The organism is Pacificoceanicola algae, assembly GCF_049341065.1.
GTDB lineage: Bacteria > Pseudomonadota > Alphaproteobacteria > Rhodobacterales > Rhodobacteraceae > Pacificoceanicola.
The window spans coordinates 80,499-101,632 of record NZ_JBMPIX010000002.1; the positions used below are offsets into that span (position 1 = coordinate 80,499).

14 protein-coding genes and 1 pseudogene are annotated in these 21,134 nt (G+C 61.0%); 6 read left to right on the top strand and 9 right to left on the bottom strand.

Annotated features, from left to right (window positions below; genetic code table 11):
• The first annotated feature begins 27 nt into the window (after positions 1–27).
• Together ACOYQJ_RS02940 and ACOYQJ_RS02945 are read left to right on the top strand one after the other, a co-directional pair.
• Positions 28–687: a response regulator transcription factor gene (locus ACOYQJ_RS02940; RefSeq protein WP_422904516.1), complete on the top strand. Its 660-nt coding sequence runs from the start codon at positions 28–30 to the stop codon at positions 685–687.
• Entirely contained in the window at positions 684–2,021 is a 1,338-nt protein-coding gene (locus ACOYQJ_RS02945; protein ID WP_422904517.1) for an ATP-binding protein, read from the top strand. The genes ACOYQJ_RS02940 and ACOYQJ_RS02945 overlap by 4 nt, the downstream gene beginning before the upstream one ends.
• A 41-nt stretch (positions 2,022–2,062) precedes the next feature.
• On the opposite strand, the gene ACOYQJ_RS02950 is transcribed toward ACOYQJ_RS02945, so the two are convergent.
• The 9 genes and pseudogenes from ACOYQJ_RS02950 to ACOYQJ_RS02990 all read right to left on the bottom strand — a co-directional run bounded on the left by ACOYQJ_RS02950 (position 2,063) and on the right by ACOYQJ_RS02990 (position 15,789).
• Positions 2,063–3,265 (bottom strand): transglutaminase-like domain-containing protein, encoded by a 1,203-nt coding sequence (locus ACOYQJ_RS02950; RefSeq protein WP_422904518.1) that lies wholly within the window; start codon positions 3,263–3,265, stop codon positions 2,063–2,065.
• 65 nt (positions 3,266–3,330) lie between these two features.
• Entirely contained in the window at positions 3,331–6,156 is a 2,826-nt protein-coding gene (locus ACOYQJ_RS02955) for a P-loop NTPase fold protein (RefSeq protein ID WP_422904519.1), read from the bottom strand.
• A gap of 941 nt (positions 6,157–7,097) precedes the next feature.
• Positions 7,098–7,298 (bottom strand): annotated as a pseudogene (locus tag ACOYQJ_RS02960) (ClpX C4-type zinc finger protein); the annotation flags it as partial.
• 5 nt (positions 7,299–7,303) lie between these two features.
• Positions 7,304–10,123: a hypothetical protein gene (locus ACOYQJ_RS02965; RefSeq protein ID WP_422904520.1), complete on the bottom strand. Its 2,820-nt coding sequence runs from the start codon at positions 10,121–10,123 to the stop codon at positions 7,304–7,306.
• A gap of 244 nt (positions 10,124–10,367) precedes the next feature.
• Positions 10,368–11,879, bottom strand: coding sequence for a sugar ABC transporter ATP-binding protein (locus tag ACOYQJ_RS02970; protein WP_422904521.1), 1,512 nt, complete (start codon positions 11,877–11,879; stop codon positions 10,368–10,370).
• A complete protein-coding gene (locus tag ACOYQJ_RS02975; RefSeq protein WP_422904522.1) occupies positions 11,876–12,877 on the bottom strand; it encodes an ABC transporter permease in 1,002 nt (333 codons plus the stop codon). The genes ACOYQJ_RS02970 and ACOYQJ_RS02975 overlap by 4 nt, the downstream gene beginning before the upstream one ends.
• Before the next feature lie 14 nt (positions 12,878–12,891).
• Positions 12,892–13,866 (bottom strand): ABC transporter permease, encoded by a 975-nt coding sequence (locus tag ACOYQJ_RS02980; protein ID WP_422904523.1) that lies wholly within the window; start codon positions 13,864–13,866, stop codon positions 12,892–12,894.
• Positions 13,867–13,950: 84 nt separating this feature from the next.
• A complete protein-coding gene (locus tag ACOYQJ_RS02985) occupies positions 13,951–14,748 on the bottom strand; it encodes an SDR family NAD(P)-dependent oxidoreductase (RefSeq protein WP_422904524.1) in 798 nt (265 codons plus the stop codon).
• An 84-nt stretch (positions 14,749–14,832) separates the two neighbouring features.
• A complete protein-coding gene (locus ACOYQJ_RS02990; RefSeq protein WP_422904525.1) occupies positions 14,833–15,789 on the bottom strand; it encodes a sugar ABC transporter substrate-binding protein in 957 nt (318 codons plus the stop codon).
• 306 nt (positions 15,790–16,095) lie between these two features.
• On the opposite strand from ACOYQJ_RS02990, the gene ACOYQJ_RS02995 reads away from it, so the two are divergent.
• The 4 genes from ACOYQJ_RS02995 to ACOYQJ_RS03010 all read left to right on the top strand — a co-directional run bounded on the left by ACOYQJ_RS02995 (position 16,096) and on the right by ACOYQJ_RS03010 (position 21,125).
• Positions 16,096–17,844: an ABC transporter substrate-binding protein gene (locus ACOYQJ_RS02995; protein ID WP_422904869.1), complete on the top strand. Its 1,749-nt coding sequence runs from the start codon at positions 16,096–16,098 to the stop codon at positions 17,842–17,844.
• Between the two features lie 18 nt (positions 17,845–17,862).
• Positions 17,863–18,672 carry an SDR family NAD(P)-dependent oxidoreductase gene (locus tag ACOYQJ_RS03000; RefSeq protein ID WP_422904526.1) on the top strand — a complete coding sequence of 270 codons (810 nt, stop codon included), beginning with the start codon at positions 17,863–17,865 and terminating at the stop codon, positions 18,670–18,672.
• A 63-nt stretch (positions 18,673–18,735) separates the two neighbouring features.
• The gene (locus tag ACOYQJ_RS03005; protein WP_422904527.1) at positions 18,736–20,034 is read left to right on the top strand and encodes a M24 family metallopeptidase; all 1,299 of its coding nucleotides are present in this window, start codon (positions 18,736–18,738) and stop codon (positions 20,032–20,034) included.
• Positions 20,035–20,123: 89 nt separating this feature from the next.
• On the top strand, positions 20,124–21,125 hold the full coding sequence (locus ACOYQJ_RS03010; RefSeq protein WP_422904528.1) for a thiamine pyrophosphate-dependent dehydrogenase E1 component subunit alpha: 1,002 nt from the start codon (positions 20,124–20,126) through the stop codon (positions 21,123–21,125).
• Positions 21,126–21,134 lie beyond the last annotated feature (9 nt).

A 21,134-nucleotide genomic window follows, 5' to 3' on the forward strand; every position in this document is an offset into this window, starting at 1 on the left:
GCAAAAGAAAAGAGTGATTGGGCCACAATGCGGATCCTGCTGATAGAAGACGACACCGTTCTGGGCGCCGCAACGCGCGATCAGGTGGCAGCGGATGGCCATTCGCTGGACTGGGTTACGCGATTGGATGCGGCGGGCGACGCGCTGGCCGTAGCGGCCTATGATCTGATCCTGCTCGATCTGATGTTGCCAGACGGTCGCGGCATTCCCTTTTTAAAGACACTGCGCGGCAAGGGTGTGGTCACGCCGGTGATCATCCTCACAGCGCTTGATCAGGTCTCGGACCGGATCGAGGGGCTGAATGCCGGGGCGGATGACTATCTGGTCAAACCCTTCGATCTGGCCGAGCTGTCCGCGCGCATCGGATCGGTGGCGCGGCGCTATTCCGGCAACCCCAACCCGCTGATCACCATCAAGGATATCGAGGTCGATCTGGCCGCCCGCAGCCTGCGCAAAGAAGGCCGTTCCATCGCCCTGACCTCGCGCGAATGGGTGCTGTTCGAGGCCTTTTTGCAGCGTCCCGGACAGCTGTTGTCCAAAGCCCAACTCGAAGAGCGGCTGTATTCCTTTGACACCGAGATCGAAAGCAACACCATCGAAGTGCACATCAGCAGGCTTCGCAAGAAACTTGGTGCCTCGGTGATCGAGACCGAGCGGGGCCTTGGCTATCGGCTGGCGCGGGCATGACGCTGCGCTCTATTCAGGCGCGGCTTTCCCTGCTGATCAGCCTTGCGGTGACGCTGCTGTGGATCGCCGCTGCCGGGGTGACCTCGACGATCCTCAGCCGCGAGATGGACGAGGTCTTTGACTCGGCGCTTCAGGAAACCGCGCAACGTATTTTGCCGGTGGCCGTTCTCGATATCGTCGAGCGCGACGAAGAGGGCATCAGCCAGCGTATTGCGCCGCTGCGCGAACATGAGGAATTCTTTACCTATATCGTGCGCGATGCTCAGGGGCGGGTTTTGCTGTCGTCGCATTCCGCTGACCCGTCGATGTTCCCACCCTATGACGGCTATGGCTTTCGCCAGAGCGAAACGCACCGACTATATTATGACTCGGCGCTGCAAGACTCGATCACCATTGCAATTGCCGAACCGCTGGAACACCGCATCGCCGTGGCGCGCGAGATGCGCATCGGTCTGGGACTACCGCTGTTGCTGGTCATTCCCCTGAGCCTTGCCGCGATCTTCACTGCGGTGCGGATTGGCTTTCGCCCGATGCTACGCCTACGCGATGCGCTGTCGCTGCGCGGCGCGCAGGATCTGTCGCCGGTCGCAACAACCGACCTGCCAAGCGAGATTGAGCCGATTGCCGGCGCGGTGAACCAATTGCTCGCCCGGTTGCAACAAGCCTTTGACGCCGAACGCAGTTTCGCTGCCAATGCCGCGCATGAATTGCGCACGCCCTTGGCAGGTGCCATCGCGCAGGCGCAGCGGCTTCAGGTCGAAACCTCGGACAATGAGGCAGGCCAGCGCGCCGCTGATATCGAAGCGACGCTGAAACGCCTGACACGGCTTTCCGAAAAGCTGATGCAGCTTGCCCGCGCCGAAGGTGGACGTCTGCGCACAGGTCAGGCCACGGATATCCGCCCGGTGCTGCGCCTGATTGCCGAAGATTTTCAGCGCGCGGCAGGGGAAAACTGGCTGGAGCTGGAGATTGCTGATCAGCCTGTCCTGTCGGACATTGACCCCGATGCCTTTGGTATCCTATGCCGAAACCTACTTGAGAATGCCTTGAAACATGGGGCAAGCGGCGCGCCGGTCCGCGTGACCTTGACGGACAAGGGCACGCTGTCGGTTGCAAATGACGGCCCAACCATCGCCCCGGACACGTTGTCACGGCTGACTGGCCGCTTTGAGCGCGGCGCTGAAGCGGGCGAAGGTAGCGGGTTGGGGCTCGCCATTGTCCGCACGATCGCCGATCGCGCCGGATGCAGCTTTGCCCTGACCTCGCCCATCGCCGGGAAATCCGGCGGTCTGGAAGCGCGCGTTTCCCTACCGATGTCGCGGGACAACGGCTGACCGCGCCTCATCCCGCGTTCAGGTGAAAACCGGCCAGTCCGTCAGGCAGGCAGTTCCTGCGCGGTGATCGAATAGACAAAAGAGCCCGGGTCCAGTTCATCCTGCCGCACGCCGCCGATTTCGGCCTGCGGGTACATGAGGAAGGGCACGCGGCCCTGATCCGAGCCCGGCAACGCCACGTCATGCGCGGTGTTGAAGGCCACCCAGTTTCCCTCGGAAGCGCCGAACAGCGCGGCGCGCACGTCTTTGACCTTGGCATCGCGCAGCGACAGGGTTTTCGGCGGCTCCTCCAGAACGACCTTGCGGACATCAGCGGGATCAACGGGCACCCAGCCATAGCCATCAAGAAAAACCTCGGCCCGGCAATGCTGCGCCTTGGTGACATCCGAAGACCCAGCCCCAAGGCTCTTGTACCCAAAGGCCGAGGGCGCGACGCGGACACCGTAAAGATCACGGGCCGGCAGCCCGGCAGAGCGGGCAAGGCCAACGTAAAGCGCGTTCAGATCGGCGCATTTGCCCGTCAGATCGCCCGTCGCCAGCATCGAGGCAACATCGCCCAGCCCGCAGCCGCGGGTTTTGGGATTGCGCTCGGTACTCCCAACGACCCAGTCATAAATGCGCTGCGCCTTTTCGAGATCGCTTTTCGCTCCGGCGACGATCGTCTCGGCGGTCTCGCGCACGATGCCATCGGTGGGGATCAAATCGGTCGGGGCAGTCAAACGCGCCCGGTCGGCGTCAGGCAGGGCCGCTGCTCCGCCCGGTTGGCTAAGATCGACCGCGCGGTTCTGCGTCGAGACCACCGAGACGACCTCAAGCACTGCAGGACTGTCGCCCTCGGGCCAGACGGCGTGCACGAACTGCGCGCCCTTTTCCGCGTCGGTCACCAAAGCGGCTTGCTCGGATGTGGTGGTCCAGCGGTTTTCGCCGGGCTTTGTCCAGATCGGTTCGGCCAATGCTGGCACCGGCACCCAGACCTGCGCGGCGGAAGTGCCACGCGGGATTTCAACGCGGGTGGTGATTTCAAAATGCCGCCAGCCTTGGGGTCTGGGCGCATAGCCCGCAACCGCGAGCTGTGGGAAAGCCGCCAGAGCGGTGGCCGCTGCGCCGCCTTTCAGGACTGTGCGTCTGTCCATGGTCATCTCGAACTCCTTGTCATGCGTCGAATTCCGGACCTGCCCGGAGGGTTGCTGCCCGAATATGATCTTGCGCGGGAACACGCAAGACAGCTTGGGCAGATCATCCATGCTGGCGGCGCAAGATCTTGTGATTTAAGCACAATTCCCCATGCAAGACGTAAATGCTGCAGGCATTATGGTGCGGGGGGGCTCATCTTGGTCTCAAAGCTGAACCGTTCGACAAGCCCCTGAAGCCGCTCGGCCATATCAGGCAAGGGATAGGGCACCGTCATGGCGGCGCAAAGGTTTGTCACCGCCGCCGCAGGATCTTCGGCTTCGGCGCAGGCAAGCAAGATGGCAAGGTAGCGCAAATCATCCGCCTCGGTGTCCTCCATCGAGGCACGGATCAGCAGATAGCTGTTCGCAAAACGGATCCGCCGACGCGGAGACCAGCTTTGACGCTGGTCGATCTGGTCGAGAAATCCGACCTCCTCTGCCGTCAGCGACATGAGGCGGCGTTGCATGACTTCGAGGTCTGGCAGCGCAGCCGCAGCGCCTTCGGGACCAGCAGCGCCTGCCCCACCCTGAGACTGCGGTGCAGGCAAAGCAACCCCTGCCTCGGCCCCATCCTCAGGCGCGGCTTGGCGCACAAAGGCCTGCAGCCGGTCACGCACCAGAGATCCGTCGGTCGCTGATTGGATTTCGCGCACGCGGTAGGGAATCTGGATGATCTTTTCCAGATAATCCATCGGCGATGCGCTGTCGCTATTGGTCTCAAGCAAGGTGCTGTAATGGCTGTCCAGCGCATTGAGCACCCAGCGGGTATCGACGGCCAGAACCACGATGAAAAGCGGAAAGGCCAGCAGTAGGTGGATGGACTGCAAGACGGCGACAACCTGTTCGGGCGGGCAGCGATCCAGATCGTCGATGTACAGAATAATCCGCTCAAAGGTCACGGGCGGCATGGCAGGCGGCGCAGAAAGCGCGCGCAGGTTGGCAATTTCCGCATCAGTCAATTGCCCGTCCGCCTCGGCCAACAGGCGATTGATCTCGGTCTCAAGCTTGGCCCGTGCGGTAGTGTCCTGCGCGGCAGTCGGACTGCCCGAGGTCGAGGCCGCCATAAGCTGGCTCAGTTTTTCGAAATCCTTGCGGATGGTGGCGATGAAGCCAAGTTCCTTTGAATAGGCGCCCGATCCCACCCGGTCGCGCAGGAAATGCACAAGGCGCTGACGCGGCTCTTGGGCGCTGAACTGGATCGACGCCTGCGCGGCGGCCTGCGAGGCGGTTTCAAAGGCGGTTTGACGACGGGCCACCTCGGCTTGCGCAAGGCTGGCCTCTTCTTCGGCCTTGGCGCGGGCGTTGGCTTGCAACTCTGTTTGCCGATCAATTTCAGCCTCGAACTGCGTCTCGAAACTCTGGATCGCCGCGCGGGCCTTTGCGGTCTGTTGGGCGGCCATACGCGCCGTGCCCGCCAGAACGGCGAGGATGCCGGACAGGCCAGCGGCGGCGGAAACCCCGTTGTCCACGTAGGTTTGCAAGTCGGGGAAGACCGTGGCCAAGGCCCAGGGCAAGAGCGTGGAAAACAGCAAAGGCACCAGCAGAAGCGCCAGAAACAGGAGCGCGCCGCCAACTCGTCCGACGCGGCGCAATAGCGACGTGATGCTGGCCCGCGTGCTGGTCAATTCAGTTGAAAGTTGCCGCGTGGCGGCGCGGAATCCATCAGCGTTTTCGGTCAGCTCTGGCAGGCCCAACGTTTCGGCCGCCGCGTCCAGCTTGCCTTTGACTTCGGGCTGTTTGCGCAGGGTTTCAAATGCCGCCCGGACCACGGTGCGCGTGTTCGCAGCCGATTGCGCGCGTTTCTTGGCCAGCGTTTCGGTCGCGTCGTCCAGCGCCTTTTTCGCCTCGGCTCTTGCGCGCCGCGCCGCGATCAGCCCTTCGACCGCTTCAAGCGTCAATTGCCGCGAGGTTTCCAACTGGTCGACCACGCTGGGCACACGGCCGGTCGAGCCCGCGTTGGCCTTTTGTGTCCATGTGTCGAGCTCGGTGAAGATCCGGTCGACGATGCTGGCCCACAGATTGGTTTCGGCATAGTGCCAGGCGTTGAAATGGATCTGAACGACGTGGCTCAGGCTTTCGCTGTCATCCGGCGCAACCGCGAGTGAGCCTTCGACCGCGTCGTGAAGCATCCGCACGAAAAAGGATTTCCCCGAGCCCCAGTCGCCAAACACCCCGACTGCCAGCGGCGGTTTGAAATCCCGCGCAGTGAACATCGAAGCAAAGGCCGCAACTTCGCGCCCGGCACCAGAGCGGTCTTGCAGGCCCGCCTGCCACGGGTCATCGCGTAAGACCAGCGCGATATCCTGCGCAATCGGTTCAATCAGCGGCCAGGTCCAACCGCCTGCCCTTTGGCGCCGTCGAATGTCCGCAAGTGTCTGCCCCGGATCCGCCTCCGAGGGCGCAAGCGGCACCATCAGATCGCTTGGTGTGCGGCGCTCGACAGCTTCGGGGCTGTCCCCTGTCTGAAGCGAAAGAACCGCGATTTCCTGAGCCAGCATGTGCAAGCGCGGCGCGCTCAGAGGGGCACCTTGGTATTGCGGGGCCGAACTGCCCATTTCGGAAACCAGCGTGGCGCAGCGCGTCAGACCTTCGAACAGCAGATCCTGCGCATAGAGGATCGGCGTGCCTGCCCTGTCAGAGGCTGCGTTCATCGCCATGCTGATCTGGCTCCAAAGGATCGCGCCGATCTGCACAGAGTCGCCGTCAGGACCAAGTTGCAGCGTGCCGCCGGGCAGATCGTCCATGTCGGCAAGGCTTTCGAGCACCGGCGCGATGCGGCGATAGGGCCGCGCGGGCGGATGCGCCGCCATTAGCGCCGTCAGCGCGCCCGACCACCCGATCCGCGCTGGCCCGTCGGGATCGGTTTGGCGCGCGCGCAGCAGGATATCTTCCATCCCCGCCGCAAGGATCGGCGTTGAGGGGGGCACCTTGGATGCGGGTCCGGTTTGATTGATCTTGTCCATGTCTAGATGTTCCTGTCCAGCCAATCGGGGTCAATCGGGTCAGGGCTCTCGCCCTCCGGGGCAACAAAGCTCAGCCGCAATGCGATCAACCGCAGGATGCTTTTCAGCCCGTCGAACCCGGCGCCGCGGGCGCAGGCCATCTGAACCAGCTTGTCCCGCGTCTCCAACGTCAGCGATCCCTCCGGCAGATTGAGGCGGGCCAGATACAGATCGGCGGCAGGTGAGGCCAGCCAGCTTTTGATTTCATCAGCGGTGAAGGGTCGGTATTCGCGGATATCCTCGAAGCGGTCGGCCAGCGCTTGCAAGGCGCCTTTGCTAACCAGAGCCGCGCGCATCTTGGTCATATCCTGCGCATAGCGAAACCCCGGCGTGTCCCCTTCCGCCGATATGGCCGGATCGTCATCGTGCAGCTTGTGCGTCGTCGCAAAGAAGCTGATCCCCGAGGTATCAAGCTGCAACACATCGCCGGTGGGCCGCGAGGAGCGCGTCTGCACCGGAACCATGATCCCGCGCATCAAAAGCTCCAGCTCTTCCTGAATCTGGCGGTTAGCCGGGCTGGGCTCGAAAATCCGGTCGATATTCTCGATCAGGATGGCCCCGTTGGACGCCCGCTCCAGATTGTATTCGGATTGTTCAAGCAGCATTTGAAACATGTCCGCGCTCGAGATGATCCGGGTGTCGCGCAACAAGGCGGCGTCAAAACGGACCAATGGCAAGCCGAACTTGAACCAGATGTCGCTGATGGCTTCGGGCAGGCCCGAACCTTTAGCGCCGGCGATCAACACGCGAAAAGCGGTCTGCCGTTCGTGTTTGAGGGATTTGGCCTGATCAAGCACGTTGGCCATGTTGAAAAAATGCTGGCGCAGGGTTTCATGCGCAGGTACGGCCTGACGCAGACCTTGCCAGACCTCGGTCAACTCGGAGGCCCCGCCAATCGCCAGCGACGACCGGGTTTCCTCGCGGATGATGTCCATGCACAACTCGACGCATTCATCGCAGATGAACACCGTTGGCCCGGCGATGAGTTTACGCACCTCATGCTGCGACTTGCCGCAAAAGCTGCAGTACAGCGTGTTCTTGCTGTCCTTGGCCGTTTTCTTACCAGTTTCCGTGTCGGGTGTCTGGGCGTTTTCTTCGGTCATGAGGGCTATCTTTCCCTGTGCAAGAGGCTGGTTTCGATGCGTTGCTGCACCAGTCGGGTTTTGTCTTTGAGCGGCGGCGGCGGGGAGATTGGCGTGGTCGAAGCGCCCAGATCGGTCAGCAGGCTCAGGCAGTCCTGCGCAACCGCTGCAAAGGCGGTCGTGCCATCGGGTTGCAGGGAAAAGCCCAGCGCCCGTTGGGCAAATTCGGCGGCGCGCTCGGGTTCCCCCACCTTTCGCCACGCCCTTGCCCCGGCCTGATACAGCTTGCCGAGCGCAAGGTAATCTTCCAACAAATGGGTGAAATGTCCGGCGGACTGGGCCAGACGGCGCAGGGTTTCTTCGGGTTCATCAATTCGTTCACAAAACCGCAGGCGCCATGACAATACCAGCGCTTCGGTCACGACAAAGCGCCGCCGGCGGGCCTCTTCCAGCGCGGCATCGATCCGCGACACCCACAGCGCATCGTCGCCGCGCAGGTGCACGCTAGCGAGGGCGTTCATCGCCGCGGCCCGGATCGCAGCTTCGCGCAGGCCGGTTTTGAGGGCCAGACGCAGCACCGAGTTGCACAGCCGATGAGCGTTAAGAAGCATGTTGCCATCAGCGTCGGGGGCCATCCATTGATCGGCCACACGCAATCCGCAGGTCAGCCGGAAAAACGTCCAGGACGTTGAGTCATATTCCTGATGGTTTACCGCCACGCCCAGCAAGTCTTGTTCGGCCTCCTGCGAAGGCGCGATATCCATCGCAAGGCTGGCATTGGCAGCGCGGTAACCTTCTGCGACGCGTGCGTTCTGCGGGCCGGGATCGTAGCGATCGCTCAGGGCAAGTGCCTGATCACGCAGACAGACCCTGCGGGACAGCATCAGGATATCGGAAATCGCGCCCTCGCGCGTATTGCTGCGAAAGGCGCGGTTTGTACCTGAAGGGGCCACGGTTGCCGCATCAAGCGCGTCCAACGCGGCCAGTGCGGCGGTGGCGGTCCGCCCGGAATAGGACAGTGCAAAGCCGCGCCAATACAGCATCTCGCGGCGCTTTTGGGGATCGTTGGCAACCGGCTCCGAAGCCTGCTCGGCACTGTCGCACAACGCGTCGAACATGCGCGCGACATCCATGGCGCGGCCGCGTGTCACGATGTGATCGTGAACCTCCATTTCGATTGCGTCAAAAGCCTCTTCGCGGCGGCGGCGTTCCAGCAGACTGAACCATAGATGCCGCAAAGCATTGAACGCGCTGGGAGAGCCGGGGTCCGCTTCACCGCTAAAGCCAGAGAAATACGTGCCATGATGTTCGGCAAGGACCTCTTTCCAGTATGGATCAAGCCCCTTCCAGACGACGCCGCGCACCAACGGATGCATGTCGCATTGCCCGTTTTGTAGATCCAGAAACAGCAGTTGCCGGTTTTGCAGGTCCTTCAGCGCCGCCTCGACCTCGGTTTCCGAGGTCAGCAGATCACCGCCCAGCAAAAGCACACTGGCCAGATCTTCGCGCGCCGCCGGACCGCGAAAGGCCGCCGCCGCGCCCAACAAGGCCAGTGAGCGCGCGCCCACGCCCTTCAGTGCCTGCCGCAGAACATGGCTGCGACGCCCGACCAGATCCAGATGGGCAACGTCCAGCGGTCCGTTTCGGTCAAGCCAGCGATCAAGATCGCCGCCGTGATCAGACGTCACCGCCCCGGCCAGAGCCCGCAAGGCCAGCGGATGCCCGCCAACGAGGTCTGAAACCTGTTCCAGAACCGCCGGGCTTGCCGCGACCCCGAGCCTTTGCATCAGCGCAATCACATCGTCTGGCTGCATCTGCAGGCGCTCGGATATCCTGACGCCGGGATGCACCTTCCCTGCGTCCTCCAGATCTATCGGGAGCAACCGCGAGGTGATCAGTGCCTTGGACAGATGCATCCCGGTCAGAACATGCAAGAACGCGCCCTCTTGCTTGGCGCAGGCGCGGTAGCGGTCTTCGATATGCGCGTCGTCGTCCTCGGCGCCCAGCGCGTCATGCGCATCGGCATCGAATTCGCGGTAGTGGTTGAGGATACGCTCGACCCCGTCGAGGCAGATCAGAATGCGCCGCCCGTTCAGGTGGCTTTGCAGGTAGTCAAGATTTTTCTGGAAACTGCGGGCATGGGTCTGGGCCAGCGCTTCGCCGCTCAGATAGGCCAGCAGTTGCGCCACGCATTTCTCGCAATCGGAATCGTGGTAGAAGTCCCACCAGAAAAACCCTTCGAACGGCGGGTCAAGCGCTTGGGCGTCATGTGACATCCAGCGCCACGCAAGGGCGCTTTTGCCCGAGCCGCCCATCGCGATCAGCGCATGGATCGGGCGATCATCGGCGGTGGCCCAGTCGGTCAACTCCGCCAGATCGGGGCTGCGCCCGACAAAGACGTCATTGTGCAAAGGATAGCGGTATGGCGTGTGAAGCCGCGGCGGCGACGCGATAAAGGTTTGGTCGTCGGCCACAGCGCGCCGCGTTGCGACCAGCTGTTGCAGATGGTGGAGCGTGTCATTCAGATTGGCCTTCAGGCCGTCCTCATCTGCGTAATAGGCGACGATACAGCGGCTGTCCTCTTTCAGCCGCGCGAGAAAGGCGTTCTGACGATCGACCGCCGCGATGTTCTGCTGCACCGCCTGCCAAGCCTCGGCGCTCAGGCCGACGGCCGGATCGGGGAAAAAGACCGCCGTGGGTTTGCCCATATGCGACCAGCGATCATAGAGGCTCTGCGCGGTGGATGTGCCGGTCTTAGGATCGGGTTTGTCGGGTACCCGTCCGAGAAACAACAACCCGGCTTCTGATGCGATGTTTTCCTGCGGGTCCGAAACAGGATACAACACCTGCCCCGCCTGCCTCAAAAGATCGAAAATGGGCGCCGCAAGATGTGCGACTTCTGCTTCGGCAAATACTGAAACGGTCAAAGGCTTCGCGCTACACATTGAGGATCAAGAATTTTTCAATGCGTTAACTATGGCGCAGTATGACATCCCTGTGAAGCGGGCTGTTTCGCCTTCTGGCGGAACAAGCCCGATATTACTCTGCCTTGGATCAAAAAATGCGCGCGCCAGCCCGGCGCGCGCAGCTTCAGGCCACCTTGTCTCCGGCGATGCCGGAAATCGCCTGAATCAGATTGTCTTCGGTCACCTCGTCCGAAGTAAAGGTGCGCATGACGCGGCCCGCATACATCGCCACGATCCGGTCGCTGACGTGCAGCACCTCGGGCATTTCCGAGCTGATGACGATGACGGCATAGCCCTGCGCCGCCAATTCGCGGATCAGGTTGTGGATCTCGGATTTGGAGCCCACGTCGATGCCGCGCGTCGGCTCGTCCACGATCAGCACACTGGGATGCATGGACAGCCATTTGCCGATGACAATCTTCTGCTGATTGCCGCCTGAAAGATTGCCGACAATCTGCTTCCACCCCGGGGTGCGGATGTCCAGCCGGTCACGGTATTGGTCAAAAATCGCAACTTCCGCGCCCTCGGCGACAAAAGGACCGGCTGTCAGGTCGGAGACCTGCGGCAGGGTCATGTTGTCCCGGCAATTCATGCCCAGCACAAGCCCCTGGCCCTTGCGGTCCTCTGGCACCAGGGAAATGCCTTTCGAGATGGCATCGGCCGGTGAATTGATCGTCGTTTGCTTTCCGTCAAGCAGGATCGTTCCACCACTGGGATCGCGCAGCCCGAACAGGGTTTCGGCGATCTCGGTTCGCCCGGCCCCGACCAGACCGTAAAAGCCCAGAACCTCGCCGCGACGCACTTCGAAACTGACATCCTGAAACAGCTTGCCACAGGACAGCCCGCGCACCTCAAGGGCAACCTCGCCCAACTCGTGGTGGCTGGCGTTGCGGCTGAGGTCCAGCTTGCGCCCGATCATCAACTGCGTGACGTCCTCTTCGTTGGTCTTGGCGGTCTCAAGCGTGCCGCGATACTGGCCATCGCGCAAAACGCTGATCCGGTCGGTGATCTTGAAGATCTCTTCCATCCGGTGCGAGATGTAGATGATCCCGACGCCCTGCGACTGCAGGTCCGAAATCACGTCGAACAGCACGACCTTTTCCGCATCGGTCAACGATGCCGTGGGTTCGTCAAAGATCACCGCCTTTGCTTCGACCGTCAGGGCGCGGGCAATCTCGACCATCTGCTGGTTGGCAATCGACAGATCGCCAACGCGGGTGCGCGCGTCAAAGCCGACCTTCAGCTTTTGCAGGATCGCATCGGTGCGCTCGTAAAGCGTTTTCCAGTCGACGCGCCCGAAGGACCGCATCGGCAATTCGCCCAGATAGATATTCTCGGCGACCGAAAGTTCCTCGGCCAGGCTCAGTTCCTGGTGGATAAAGACGATGCCCTTGGATTTGGCCTGTAAGGGCGAGGTCATCACAACCGGCTCTTCGTTCACAATGATCTGGCCCTCTTCGGGTTGATAAATGCCGCCAAGCACCTTCATCAAGGTGGATTTTCCGGCGCCATTCTCGCCCATCAGGGCGTGCACTTCCCCGGGCATGACAGAGAAGGACACACCATCAAGCGCACGTACGCCGGGAAAAGTCTTGACGATGCCTTCGAGACGCAAGGCGGGGGTTTGATCGCTCATGTCTTCAACTCCTCTTTGCCCTTGAGGTTCAACTGACGGTCAAGGAACAGCACCGCGATCAGGATCAAGCCGATCACAAGGTTCACCGTTTCGGTGTCGGCGCCGATATGGCCCAGCCCCTTGCGCAGCAGTTGGATCGCCAGAACGCCGCCAAGGGTGGACAGGATTGAACCCGCCCCGCCGGTCAGTTTGGTGCCGCCCAGAACCACCGCCGTGATCACCCACAGCTCGTACAACTGGCCATCGTTCGGATTGACCGAGCCGGATTCAGAGTAAAACACCACGGCCGACAAGGACGCCAGAAACCCGATGATCATGAAATTGATCAGAATATGCGGCCCCACCCGAATGCCCGCGTTCACTGCCGCATCACGGTTGTCACCGATGGCATAGGCGTTGCGGCCGTGGATGGTGCGGGTCATCATGTACCAGATTGCACCCGTCACGATGACCAGGAACCATGTCGCCGTGTGCAGCCCAAGAAACTGCGCCTCGGCGAAATCCACCAGCGTCCAGTTCAGGTGCGAGGTCGGGTTCTCACCGTTGTACATGAAGACCAGCCCGCGATAGCCCAGCATCGACCCAAGCGTTACGATGAAGGCGTCCACGCCGGTTTTCCAGACAATCAGACCGTTGATCGCGCCCAGAACGACACCGGTCAGCAGCGCCAGCGCCCAGGACACCGGAATTACCCAATCGCCGAGTCCGGCAAAGATCGGCCAGGTCATGCTGTCCAGCAGGATCAGTGCCGACAGGGCAAAGGTCGCGCCGACGCTCAGGTCAATGTTGCCGTTGATCATGATGATCGTCATGCCCATCGCGATGATCCCGATGGGGGCCGACTGCTTGAGCAGCAGCAGCATGTTGTCGAGGTCCATGAAGGCCTTGTCCGAAAGCGAAAGGAATTCGCCCGCGACGCTGAAAAAGACCAGTTCGAGCACCACGAAGGCCCAGATCGCACCGCTTTTCAGGAAGGCCGAAAGTTTACCAGCTTGCATTGTCTCTGCCTCCCTTACGCGATGTTTGACCAAAGCTTGCCACGCTTGGCCGCGATATCGAGCCAGACTGCAAGGATGATGATGACCCAGGTCACGACGAACTGGACATAGAACTGAAGACCGACCAAAAGCAGTCCATTCTGGATAAATCCAAGGATCAGCACGCCGATCACCGTCTTGAAGATCGTTCCCGATCCGCCCAGCAAGGACGCGCCGCCAAGGATGACCGCCGCAAGAACATCCAGCTCCATCCCCTGCCCGACCGTGTTTTGCGAGCCAAGCGAGCGGCTGGCCTGGATAAGCCCCGCCGTCGCCACGCAGGCCGACGAGATCAGGTAGCAAAGAAAGACGATGCGCGCGCGCCGGATGCCGGAAAAGGTCGCTGCCGTGCCATTGCCACCCACCGCATAGACCTTGCGGCCAAGCGGGGTCTTGGCCAGCACGATCCCAAGAAAGGCCGCAAGCAACAAAAAGATCAGGATGGGAATGGGGATGCCCAGCGCCGTGCCCTGACCGAAGATGTCGAACCAGGTCCCTTCCTTGTCAGCGATGTCCATGTTCTTGCCGCCCGAATAGGTCAGCGTCAGCCCGTGGATCGCCGAAAGCATGCCCAAGGTTACAATCAGTGAGTTGAGCTTGAGATAGCCCACCAGAAACCCGATGAACGCACCCAGACACATTGTCAGGGCGAACATCGCCGGGATCGCCAGCGCGGGTCCGATCTTGTCGTGCAGATCCAGCACCACGATGGTCGAGAACGACATCATCGACCCGACCGACAAATCCAGATTGCCGCTGATGACCACAAAGGTCACGCCCAGCGCCATGACCCCCAAAATCGCCGATGACCGGACAACGCCCAGAATGTTGTCCGCGCCCAGAAACCGGTCGTTTGCGATTGTGAAGCCAATGATGAAAACGGCAAAGGCGATCAGAATGCCTTGCCGTGCCAAAAATGTGCCAATGCCTGCCTTAGACATGACTGCCATGGTTTCCTCCCTCGGGTCGCGATTTCGCGCCCGTCCCTTTCCAGCGGTCAGCCTGCTGCCTTGAAAGGCAATCAGGCCATTGCGTCACACCAGCGTCATTCCCCCATCGATCATGACGATCTGCCCGGTCATGTAGTCGCTGTCAGGCGACGCCAGGAACGTGGTTGTACCGGTTATATCCCCCGGGGTGGCCACGCGGCCGCGCAGGATCTCGGACGAGAACTCCTCCATCGCCTGCCCCGGACGCTCTGCGGCACCGATCTTCATCAGATCCTGATCGACCTGCTCCCACATCTCGGTCGCAACGACCCCGGGCGCGAAACCCGTCACCGTGATATTGTGTTTGGCCAGATCGCGCGCGCCGGATTGCGTCAGCGATACCACGGCCCATTTACTGGCGCAGTATGGGGCCACGTTGTCAAACCCTTGGCGACTGGCAACCGAAGCGGTGTTGATGATCTTGCCACCCGTGCCTTGGGCAATCATCTGGCGGGCAGCTTCCTGCATGCCGATCATGCAGCCCAACCCGTTGACACCCATTATGAAATTCCAGTTATCCTCGGTCACATCGAGGAAATTCATCGGTTTGTTCACACCGGCATTGTTGAATTTGACATCGATCTTGCCAAATGTCTCGACCGTATGCGCAATCATTTCCTGGACCGAGTCGCGCTGGGTCACATCGACCTGCGCATGCGTTACCCGGGTGGCGCTGTCGCCAAGTCGGCGCTTGTTCGCCTCGGCGACCTCGGCGACCTTGGCACCGTTGATATCTGCAAAACAGACTTCAGCACCTTCGTTCAGCAGAGCCTCGCCTATCGCGCGGCCAATACCTTGTGCTGCCCCTGTCACAATGCAGGAACGTCCAGAGACACGGCCCATCCGCATACCCCCCCCGTCAATTTTCAGGCTTGGATTAAACGCCGCAGAGACGGAAGGCCGTAGCCCTCCGCCTCCGGAGTTGGATCAGAACACCGGCTTGGTGAACTGGTCCATGTTGTCCTGCGTGATCTTCGGCGTGTCGAAGTAGTTCAGGAACGGCAGATCCTTACCTTCGAGGGTCTCGATGGCGGTTTTCAGCGCTGCCTTGGCGTCGTCAACCGGCGACTGGTAGATCGATCCCCAGTAATCGCCTGCGGCCATGGCTTCATATCCAACCGCAAAGTTGGTCGCGCCGACAAAGATGATGCCTTCACGGCCTGCGGCCTTGGCTGCGTTCAGTGCGCCAACACCCATGTTGTCATCCCCGGCGTAGACGCCGTCGATGTCGTCATACTTGACCAGGAAGGCTTCCATCACCTGCTGGGACTTCTCGCGGTTCCAGTCGCCGGGCTGAGTTTCAACCAGGGTCACGTTCGGGCAGACTTCGGGCAGGCGGTCGTCAAAGCCCTTCTGACGCTCGATCGCGGTGGTGTAGCCGGGCTGACCCGAGATTTGCACGACGCGGGCTTCGTTTTCGATGCCCATGTCCTTGAATTTGTCACACATGATCTCAGCCGAACGCGCGCCTTGCGTGATGTTGTCCGGCCCCGAGAAGGACGCGACAAAGTCAAAACCGGCCTCAGCGATGTTCGAGTTGGTCACGATGACCGGAATGCCTGCGTTGTGCGCCTTGCGCACAGCCGGAATGACCGCCTCGCCGTTGGTCGGCCAGATGATGATCGCATCGACTTCCTGCTGGATCAGATCCTCGACCTGAGCGATCTGACGGGCAACGTCGCCACCGGCGTCCAGAACCACCGCTTCGACATTCGGATTGGCGTCAGCCGCCTCGATAAAGGCCTTTTCGTATGTGGTCTGGTAGCTGTCGACACCCACGTTGTTCTGCGTGATCCCGATGCGCATGGTTTCCGCCGAAGCCGCGCCTGCAACCGTCAAAGCTGTTGCAGCTGCCGTTGCGGAAAGAATGGTGCGAAGTTTCATGATTGGTCTCCTCCCAGAGAAATTTCTTTAAATCCGGTTATTTGGCCCCCACCTCATCTGGGGAATCAGCGCCCAGCGGGCTGGGATGACTTCGACAAAGATGCGATTTCGAGGACCTTGGGGCCCCTTCTATCTTATTCATTTTGGATAATTCATTGTCCACTTTGGACATATTGAAGGTACGGTCGGATGGCCGTTTTGAACATATTGCGAGAGATCCACACAATGTCCGACTCAGATTCGTCCAAATCGAACATTTCGTCAATCCAATCTCGGCCGAGGCCAGGAAAGGTGCAATTCCGCCCCATGAACGCCATGAGCAAAGATACTCTGACCCGGTTTGTGCCGCCACAGGCCAAGACCGAGATGCTCCAGATTATCGCCTTTCTGGAAGAATTCGGCGATGAGCTTGAGGGATCGGTCGAGTTGTCGGCGCCCAATCCGAACCTGCGGATGATCATGCATCTCATGCGCGGCCACCTTGAGGCGAAAGTGGTCACGCCCACGTCTCTGATCAGCGCCAGCCGTGTGCCTTACGCAACCGCCAATCGGCGGCTCAAGGAAATGGTGGATGCGGGGATGATCGAACAGCGCCCACGTACCAAAACGGGCAAAAGTTTTTCAATGCACCCCAGCGATACGCTGATGGACCACTGGGCGCAGATGTCGAGCCGGCTGAGACGGCTGGCGACCGGTGCCTTTGGTGGAAAGGATACCCCGCAGGAAACCACCGACTATTATTTTGGCGGCTCCTATCTTAACGCGCAGTCGATCCCGCCGCTCAAGGTTCTGGGCGAACCTTTAAAGCTGGCAGGCGGCCTGCGGGTGCTTGTGCACGGCGATCCGACCTTTATGGTCATGGACAACCTCAAGCGGCAGTTCGAACAGGCCGTTGGCACGCAGATCCATCAACGCGCCTTCTCCATCGACCGCTTGCGCGAAGAGGCGATCCGCAACGCCGCCCGCAAGGCCAGCCGCTATGACATCATCGCCGTTGACCTGCCTTGGGTTGGGTCGTTCGCGGATCAGGGCATTCTCATGCCTCTGGAGGAAGCGATGGATGTCGCAAGCCTCGACCCTGCCGATTTCCACACCGCTGGCTGGCAGGCAGCACATTGGGGCGGGCGCCCCTATGGCGTTCCGGCCCAGACCACCCCCGAACTGCTGTTCTACCGCAAGGATATGTTCGCCGAGGCCGGGTTGGAGCCGCCCGCGACCACGGACGAGCTGCTCGAAGCGGCGCGCGTGCTGCATGATCCGCAGCGCGGTCGACACGGGATCGCATGGAATGCTGCGCGCGGAACGGCGCTGGGGCATACCGTCCTGATGACCATGGCGGATTTTGGCCAGCCGGTGCTTGACCTGCCTGCCAATGCGGGCGGCTTTGACACCAGCCACCTGAACGAAGGCCGCTACCGCGCGACGATCGACACCGAAGCCGGGCTGAGAGCCGCCGAGTTCCTGATGGACCTCTTGCGCTATTCCCCGCCCGACATCCTGTCGATGTCCTGGTACGAACGCGTCCGCCCCTACGCGGCAGGCCGGATTGCGATGGCCTATGGTTACACGCTGCTGGCCCCGTATTTTGAACTGGACGAAACCTCGCCCGCGCATGGACAAACCGGCTATCTGCCGCACCCGGCAGGCCCCGGCGCCAAAACCATCGCGCCGATCGGTGGTTATGTCATGGGCATCCCCGCCAATCTGCCGCAGGAGCGTATCCCCGCTGCGGTCGAGGCGCTGATGGTATTTACGTCGCCCGAGGCGCAAAAACTATATGTCCAGAACGGCAGCCGGACCAACCCGCGCTATTCCGTCGGCGCTGACCCGGATGTGCGCCGCCTGTCGCCGATCTTTGAGGCGGTCGACGCCATGTCCTGGCGCGATGAACTGCAATTCTGGCCGCGCCCGCCGGTGCCCGAGATCAGTGACATCATCCAGGTCTGCGGCGAGGAATTTCACGACATGCTGCGCGGGATCGTTACTCCGCGCCAAGCCCTGCGTCAGTCTCAGGAGAGGGCCGACGCAATCATCGAGAACAACAGATCAACGTGACATCAGGAGGAGACATCCATGGACCCCAACCGCCTCAAAGGTAAGAATATTCTCATCACCGGCGCCGCCCGCGGCATGGGTGCGGCCAATGCCGAAGCTTTCGCTGCGCAGGGGGCCAACGTCTGCATTGGCGATCTGGATCTGGATGCCGCGAAAGAGGTTGCGGAAAAGATCAACGCGGCCGGCAACGGCAAGGCCATCGCCGTCAAAATGGATGTCACCAAGCGCGAAGACAACGCCGCCGCCGTCGCCGCGACGGTCGAAGCCTTCGGCTCGATCAATGTCGGTCTGTTCAATGCGGGCCTGAACAAGCCCCGGTTCTTCATGGATATCGATGAAGACAACTGGGACATGATCATGAACGTCAACACCAAGGCGATGTGGCTCGGGATGCAGGAAACCGCCCGCCAGATGATCAAGCAAGGCCCGATGGAGGATCACCCCTACAAGCTGATCAACGTGGGCAGCATCGCCTCGCGCAAGCCGCTGGTGGATGTGACCGTTTATTGCACGTCGAAATACGGCTGCCTGGCCCTGACCCATTGCGGCGCCATCGGCCTGTCCGAACACAACATCACCGTCAACGGCTATGCGCCCGGCGTCGTTGTCACCCCGCTTTGGGAACAACTGGACAAGGATCTTGTCGATATCGGCTTCAAGGAACGCGAAGGCCAGGCCTATGACGACATCGTTCGCGACGCTTTGCAGATCAAGCGCGTGTCCTACCCCAAGGACATCGTCGGTACCGCATCATTCCTGGCCAGCGATGACAGCGACTACATGACCGGCCAGATGATCCACATCGATGGCGGTTGGTGCATCCAGTAACGCCCGTTTTCTTTCGAAACACCTGAAACAACGGGGGCACTCCGCCCCCGGGAGGAGACTTTTATGTCACGCGCACTTATGCCTAACCTGTTGACCCCGCAGGATCTTGAACCCGATTGGCGCTGGGAAGGCCGCCTGCCCGCATGGGGCCACACATCGGTGGACTTCGAACGGCGGATCGACCATGACCGTCTGCGCCGCTACCGTCTGGCGCGCACCCGTCAGGCGCTTCAGGCGTCGAATGCCGGTACGCTGTTGCTGTTCGATGTGAACAACATCCGCTATGTCAGCGCCACCAAGATCGGCGAATGGGAACGGGACAAGATGTGCCGCTTCTGCCTGCTGACGGGCGATGATGCGCCTTACGTCTGGGATTTCGGCTCGGCTGCGATGCACCACAAGAAGTTCTCGGACTGGCTGGTGCCGGATCACTGCCGCGCTGGCGTGGTCGGCATGCGCGGGACCATCCCGCCGGAATTCGGCCTCATGCGCAAATACGCCAAAGAGATCGCCGGTCTGATCAAGGACGCGGGCATGGCCGGAATGCCGGTCGGTGTGGACTATGCCGAAACGGCGATGTTCGAGGCGCTCAAGGCCGAAGGTATCAACGTCGTTGACGGTCAGCAGATCATGCTGGCGGCGCGCGAAATCAAGAACTGGGACGAGATCCAGCTGCTGACGCAGGCGGCCAGCATGGTCGATGGCGTCTATCACATGATCTACGAAGAGCTGAAGCCGGGCATCCGCGAAAACGACATCGTCGCCCTGTCCAACAAGATGCTTTACGAGATGGGCAGCGACGACGTCGAGGCGATCAACGCCATCTCCGGCGAGCGCTGCAACCCGCATCCGCACAACTTCACCGACCGCTACTTCCGCCCCGGCGATCAGGCGTTCTTTGACATTCTCCAGTCTTATCAGGGCTATCGCACCTGCTATTACCGGACCTTCAACATCGGCCGCGCCACCCCGGCGCAAAACGATGCCTATGTGAAGGCGCGCGAATGGATCGACGCCTCGATCTCGATGATCAAACCGGGCGTGAGCACCGACAAGGTTGCGGAAGTCTGGCCCAAGGCCGAAGAATTCGGCTTTCCGGACGAAGCCTCGGCCTTTGGTCTGCAATTCGGCCACGGCCTTGGTCTGGCGTTGCACGAACGGCCCATCATCAGCCGCGCAGTCAGCCTTGATCACCCGATGGAGATCAAGACCGGCATGGTCTTTGCGCTGGAAACCTACTGCCCTGCGGCAGACGGCTATTCCGCCGCGCGGATCGAGGAAGAGGTCGTTGTGACCGACACCGGCTGCGAGGTCATCAGCCTCTTCCCGGCCGAAGAACTGCCGATCGCGAACCGCTACTGAACACCTCTGCCGGGGTTCGCCCCCGGCAGGCGTATCTTGACAAAGAAGACGCAAGGGCCGCGCGCCCTTGCCCTTCGTGGGAGAGTCACATGGCCAAGGCCAAAACCAAGACAAACAGCGAAGACTATCTGCGGATGTACCGCCAGATGGTTCGCATCCGCACTTTTGAAGACAACGCAAACCAGCTGTATCTTTCGGCCAAGATGCCGGGCCTGACGCATATGTATTCCGGCGAAGAAGCTGTTGCCGTCGGCATTTGCGAGGCGCTTGAAACCCGTGACAAGATCACCTCGACCCACCGGGGTCACGGCCATTGCGTGGCCAAGGGCGCGGACTTCAAGGAAATGTTCTGCGAACTTCTGGGCAAGGAAGAGGGTTACTGCAGGGGCAAGGGCGGCTCGATGCATATCGCCGACCAGTCAAACGGCAACCTTGGCGCCAACGCCATCGTCGGGGGCTCCATGGGGATCGCGACCGGCGCGGCGTTTACGTCGAAACTGCTGGGCAAGGACGACGTCGCCGTCTGCTTCTTTGGCGATGGCGCCACCGCGCAGGGCTTGATGTACGAGGTCATGAACATGGCCGCGCTGTGGAAGCTGCCGGTCATTTATGCCTGTGAAAACAACGGCTACTCCGAATACACCAAGACCGAAGAGATCGCCGCAGGCTCGATCACCGCGCGCGCCGAAGCCTTTGGCATCGAAGCGCATCAGGTGGACGGGCAAGACGTGCTGGCCGTCAACAAGCTGACCAATGATCTGGTCGCCCGCGCCCGCAAAGGCGAAGGCCCCTTCTTCATGGAGCTGATGACATACCGCTATCACGGCCACCACGTCGGCGACATCAACCGCGAATACTATCGCTCCAAGGACGAAGAAAAGGATTGGAAGGACAACCGCGATCCGATCATCCGCTTCCGTGCGTGGCTGGTATCCGAAGGGCTTGCCTCGGAAGAGGAGATCGAGGCGATGAACGCCGAAATCGCCGCAGATGCAGAGGCCGCGGTGACCTATGCGCTGAATGCCAAATACCCCGATGTATCCGAGGTGGACATGCATGTGTTTACCGACGTCAAACACGCTTTGGCCTGAGGAGAATAC

Coding starts and splice junctions, on each gene's coding strand:
- ACOYQJ_RS02950 (WP_422904518.1), bottom strand. CDS start 3,265: ATGGATGATCTGCCCAAGCTGTCTTGCGTGTTCCCGCGCAAGATCATA.
- ACOYQJ_RS02980 (WP_422904523.1), bottom strand. CDS start 13,866: ATGGCAGTCATGTCTAAGGCAGGCATTGGCACATTTTTGGCACGGCAA.
- ACOYQJ_RS02995 (WP_422904869.1), top strand. CDS start 16,096: ATGAACGCCATGAGCAAAGATACTCTGACCCGGTTTGTGCCGCCACAG.
- ACOYQJ_RS03000 (WP_422904526.1), top strand. CDS start 17,863: ATGGACCCCAACCGCCTCAAAGGTAAGAATATTCTCATCACCGGCGCC.
- ACOYQJ_RS02955 (WP_422904519.1), bottom strand. CDS start 6,156: ATGGACAAGATCAATCAAACCGGACCCGCATCCAAGGTGCCCCCCTCA.
- ACOYQJ_RS02975 (WP_422904522.1), bottom strand. CDS start 12,877: ATGCAAGCTGGTAAACTTTCGGCCTTCCTGAAAAGCGGTGCGATCTGG.
- ACOYQJ_RS02990 (WP_422904525.1), bottom strand. CDS start 15,789: ATGAAACTTCGCACCATTCTTTCCGCAACGGCAGCTGCAACAGCTTTG.
- ACOYQJ_RS02945 (WP_422904517.1), top strand. CDS start 684: ATGACGCTGCGCTCTATTCAGGCGCGGCTTTCCCTGCTGATCAGCCTT.
- ACOYQJ_RS02970 (WP_422904521.1), bottom strand. CDS start 11,879: ATGAGCGATCAAACCCCCGCCTTGCGTCTCGAAGGCATCGTCAAGACT.
- ACOYQJ_RS03010 (WP_422904528.1), top strand. CDS start 20,124: ATGGCCAAGGCCAAAACCAAGACAAACAGCGAAGACTATCTGCGGATG.
- ACOYQJ_RS02985 (WP_422904524.1), bottom strand. CDS start 14,748: ATGGGCCGTGTCTCTGGACGTTCCTGCATTGTGACAGGGGCAGCACAA.
- ACOYQJ_RS02940 (WP_422904516.1), top strand. CDS start 28: ATGCGGATCCTGCTGATAGAAGACGACACCGTTCTGGGCGCCGCAACG.
- ACOYQJ_RS03005 (WP_422904527.1), top strand. CDS start 18,736: ATGTCACGCGCACTTATGCCTAACCTGTTGACCCCGCAGGATCTTGAA.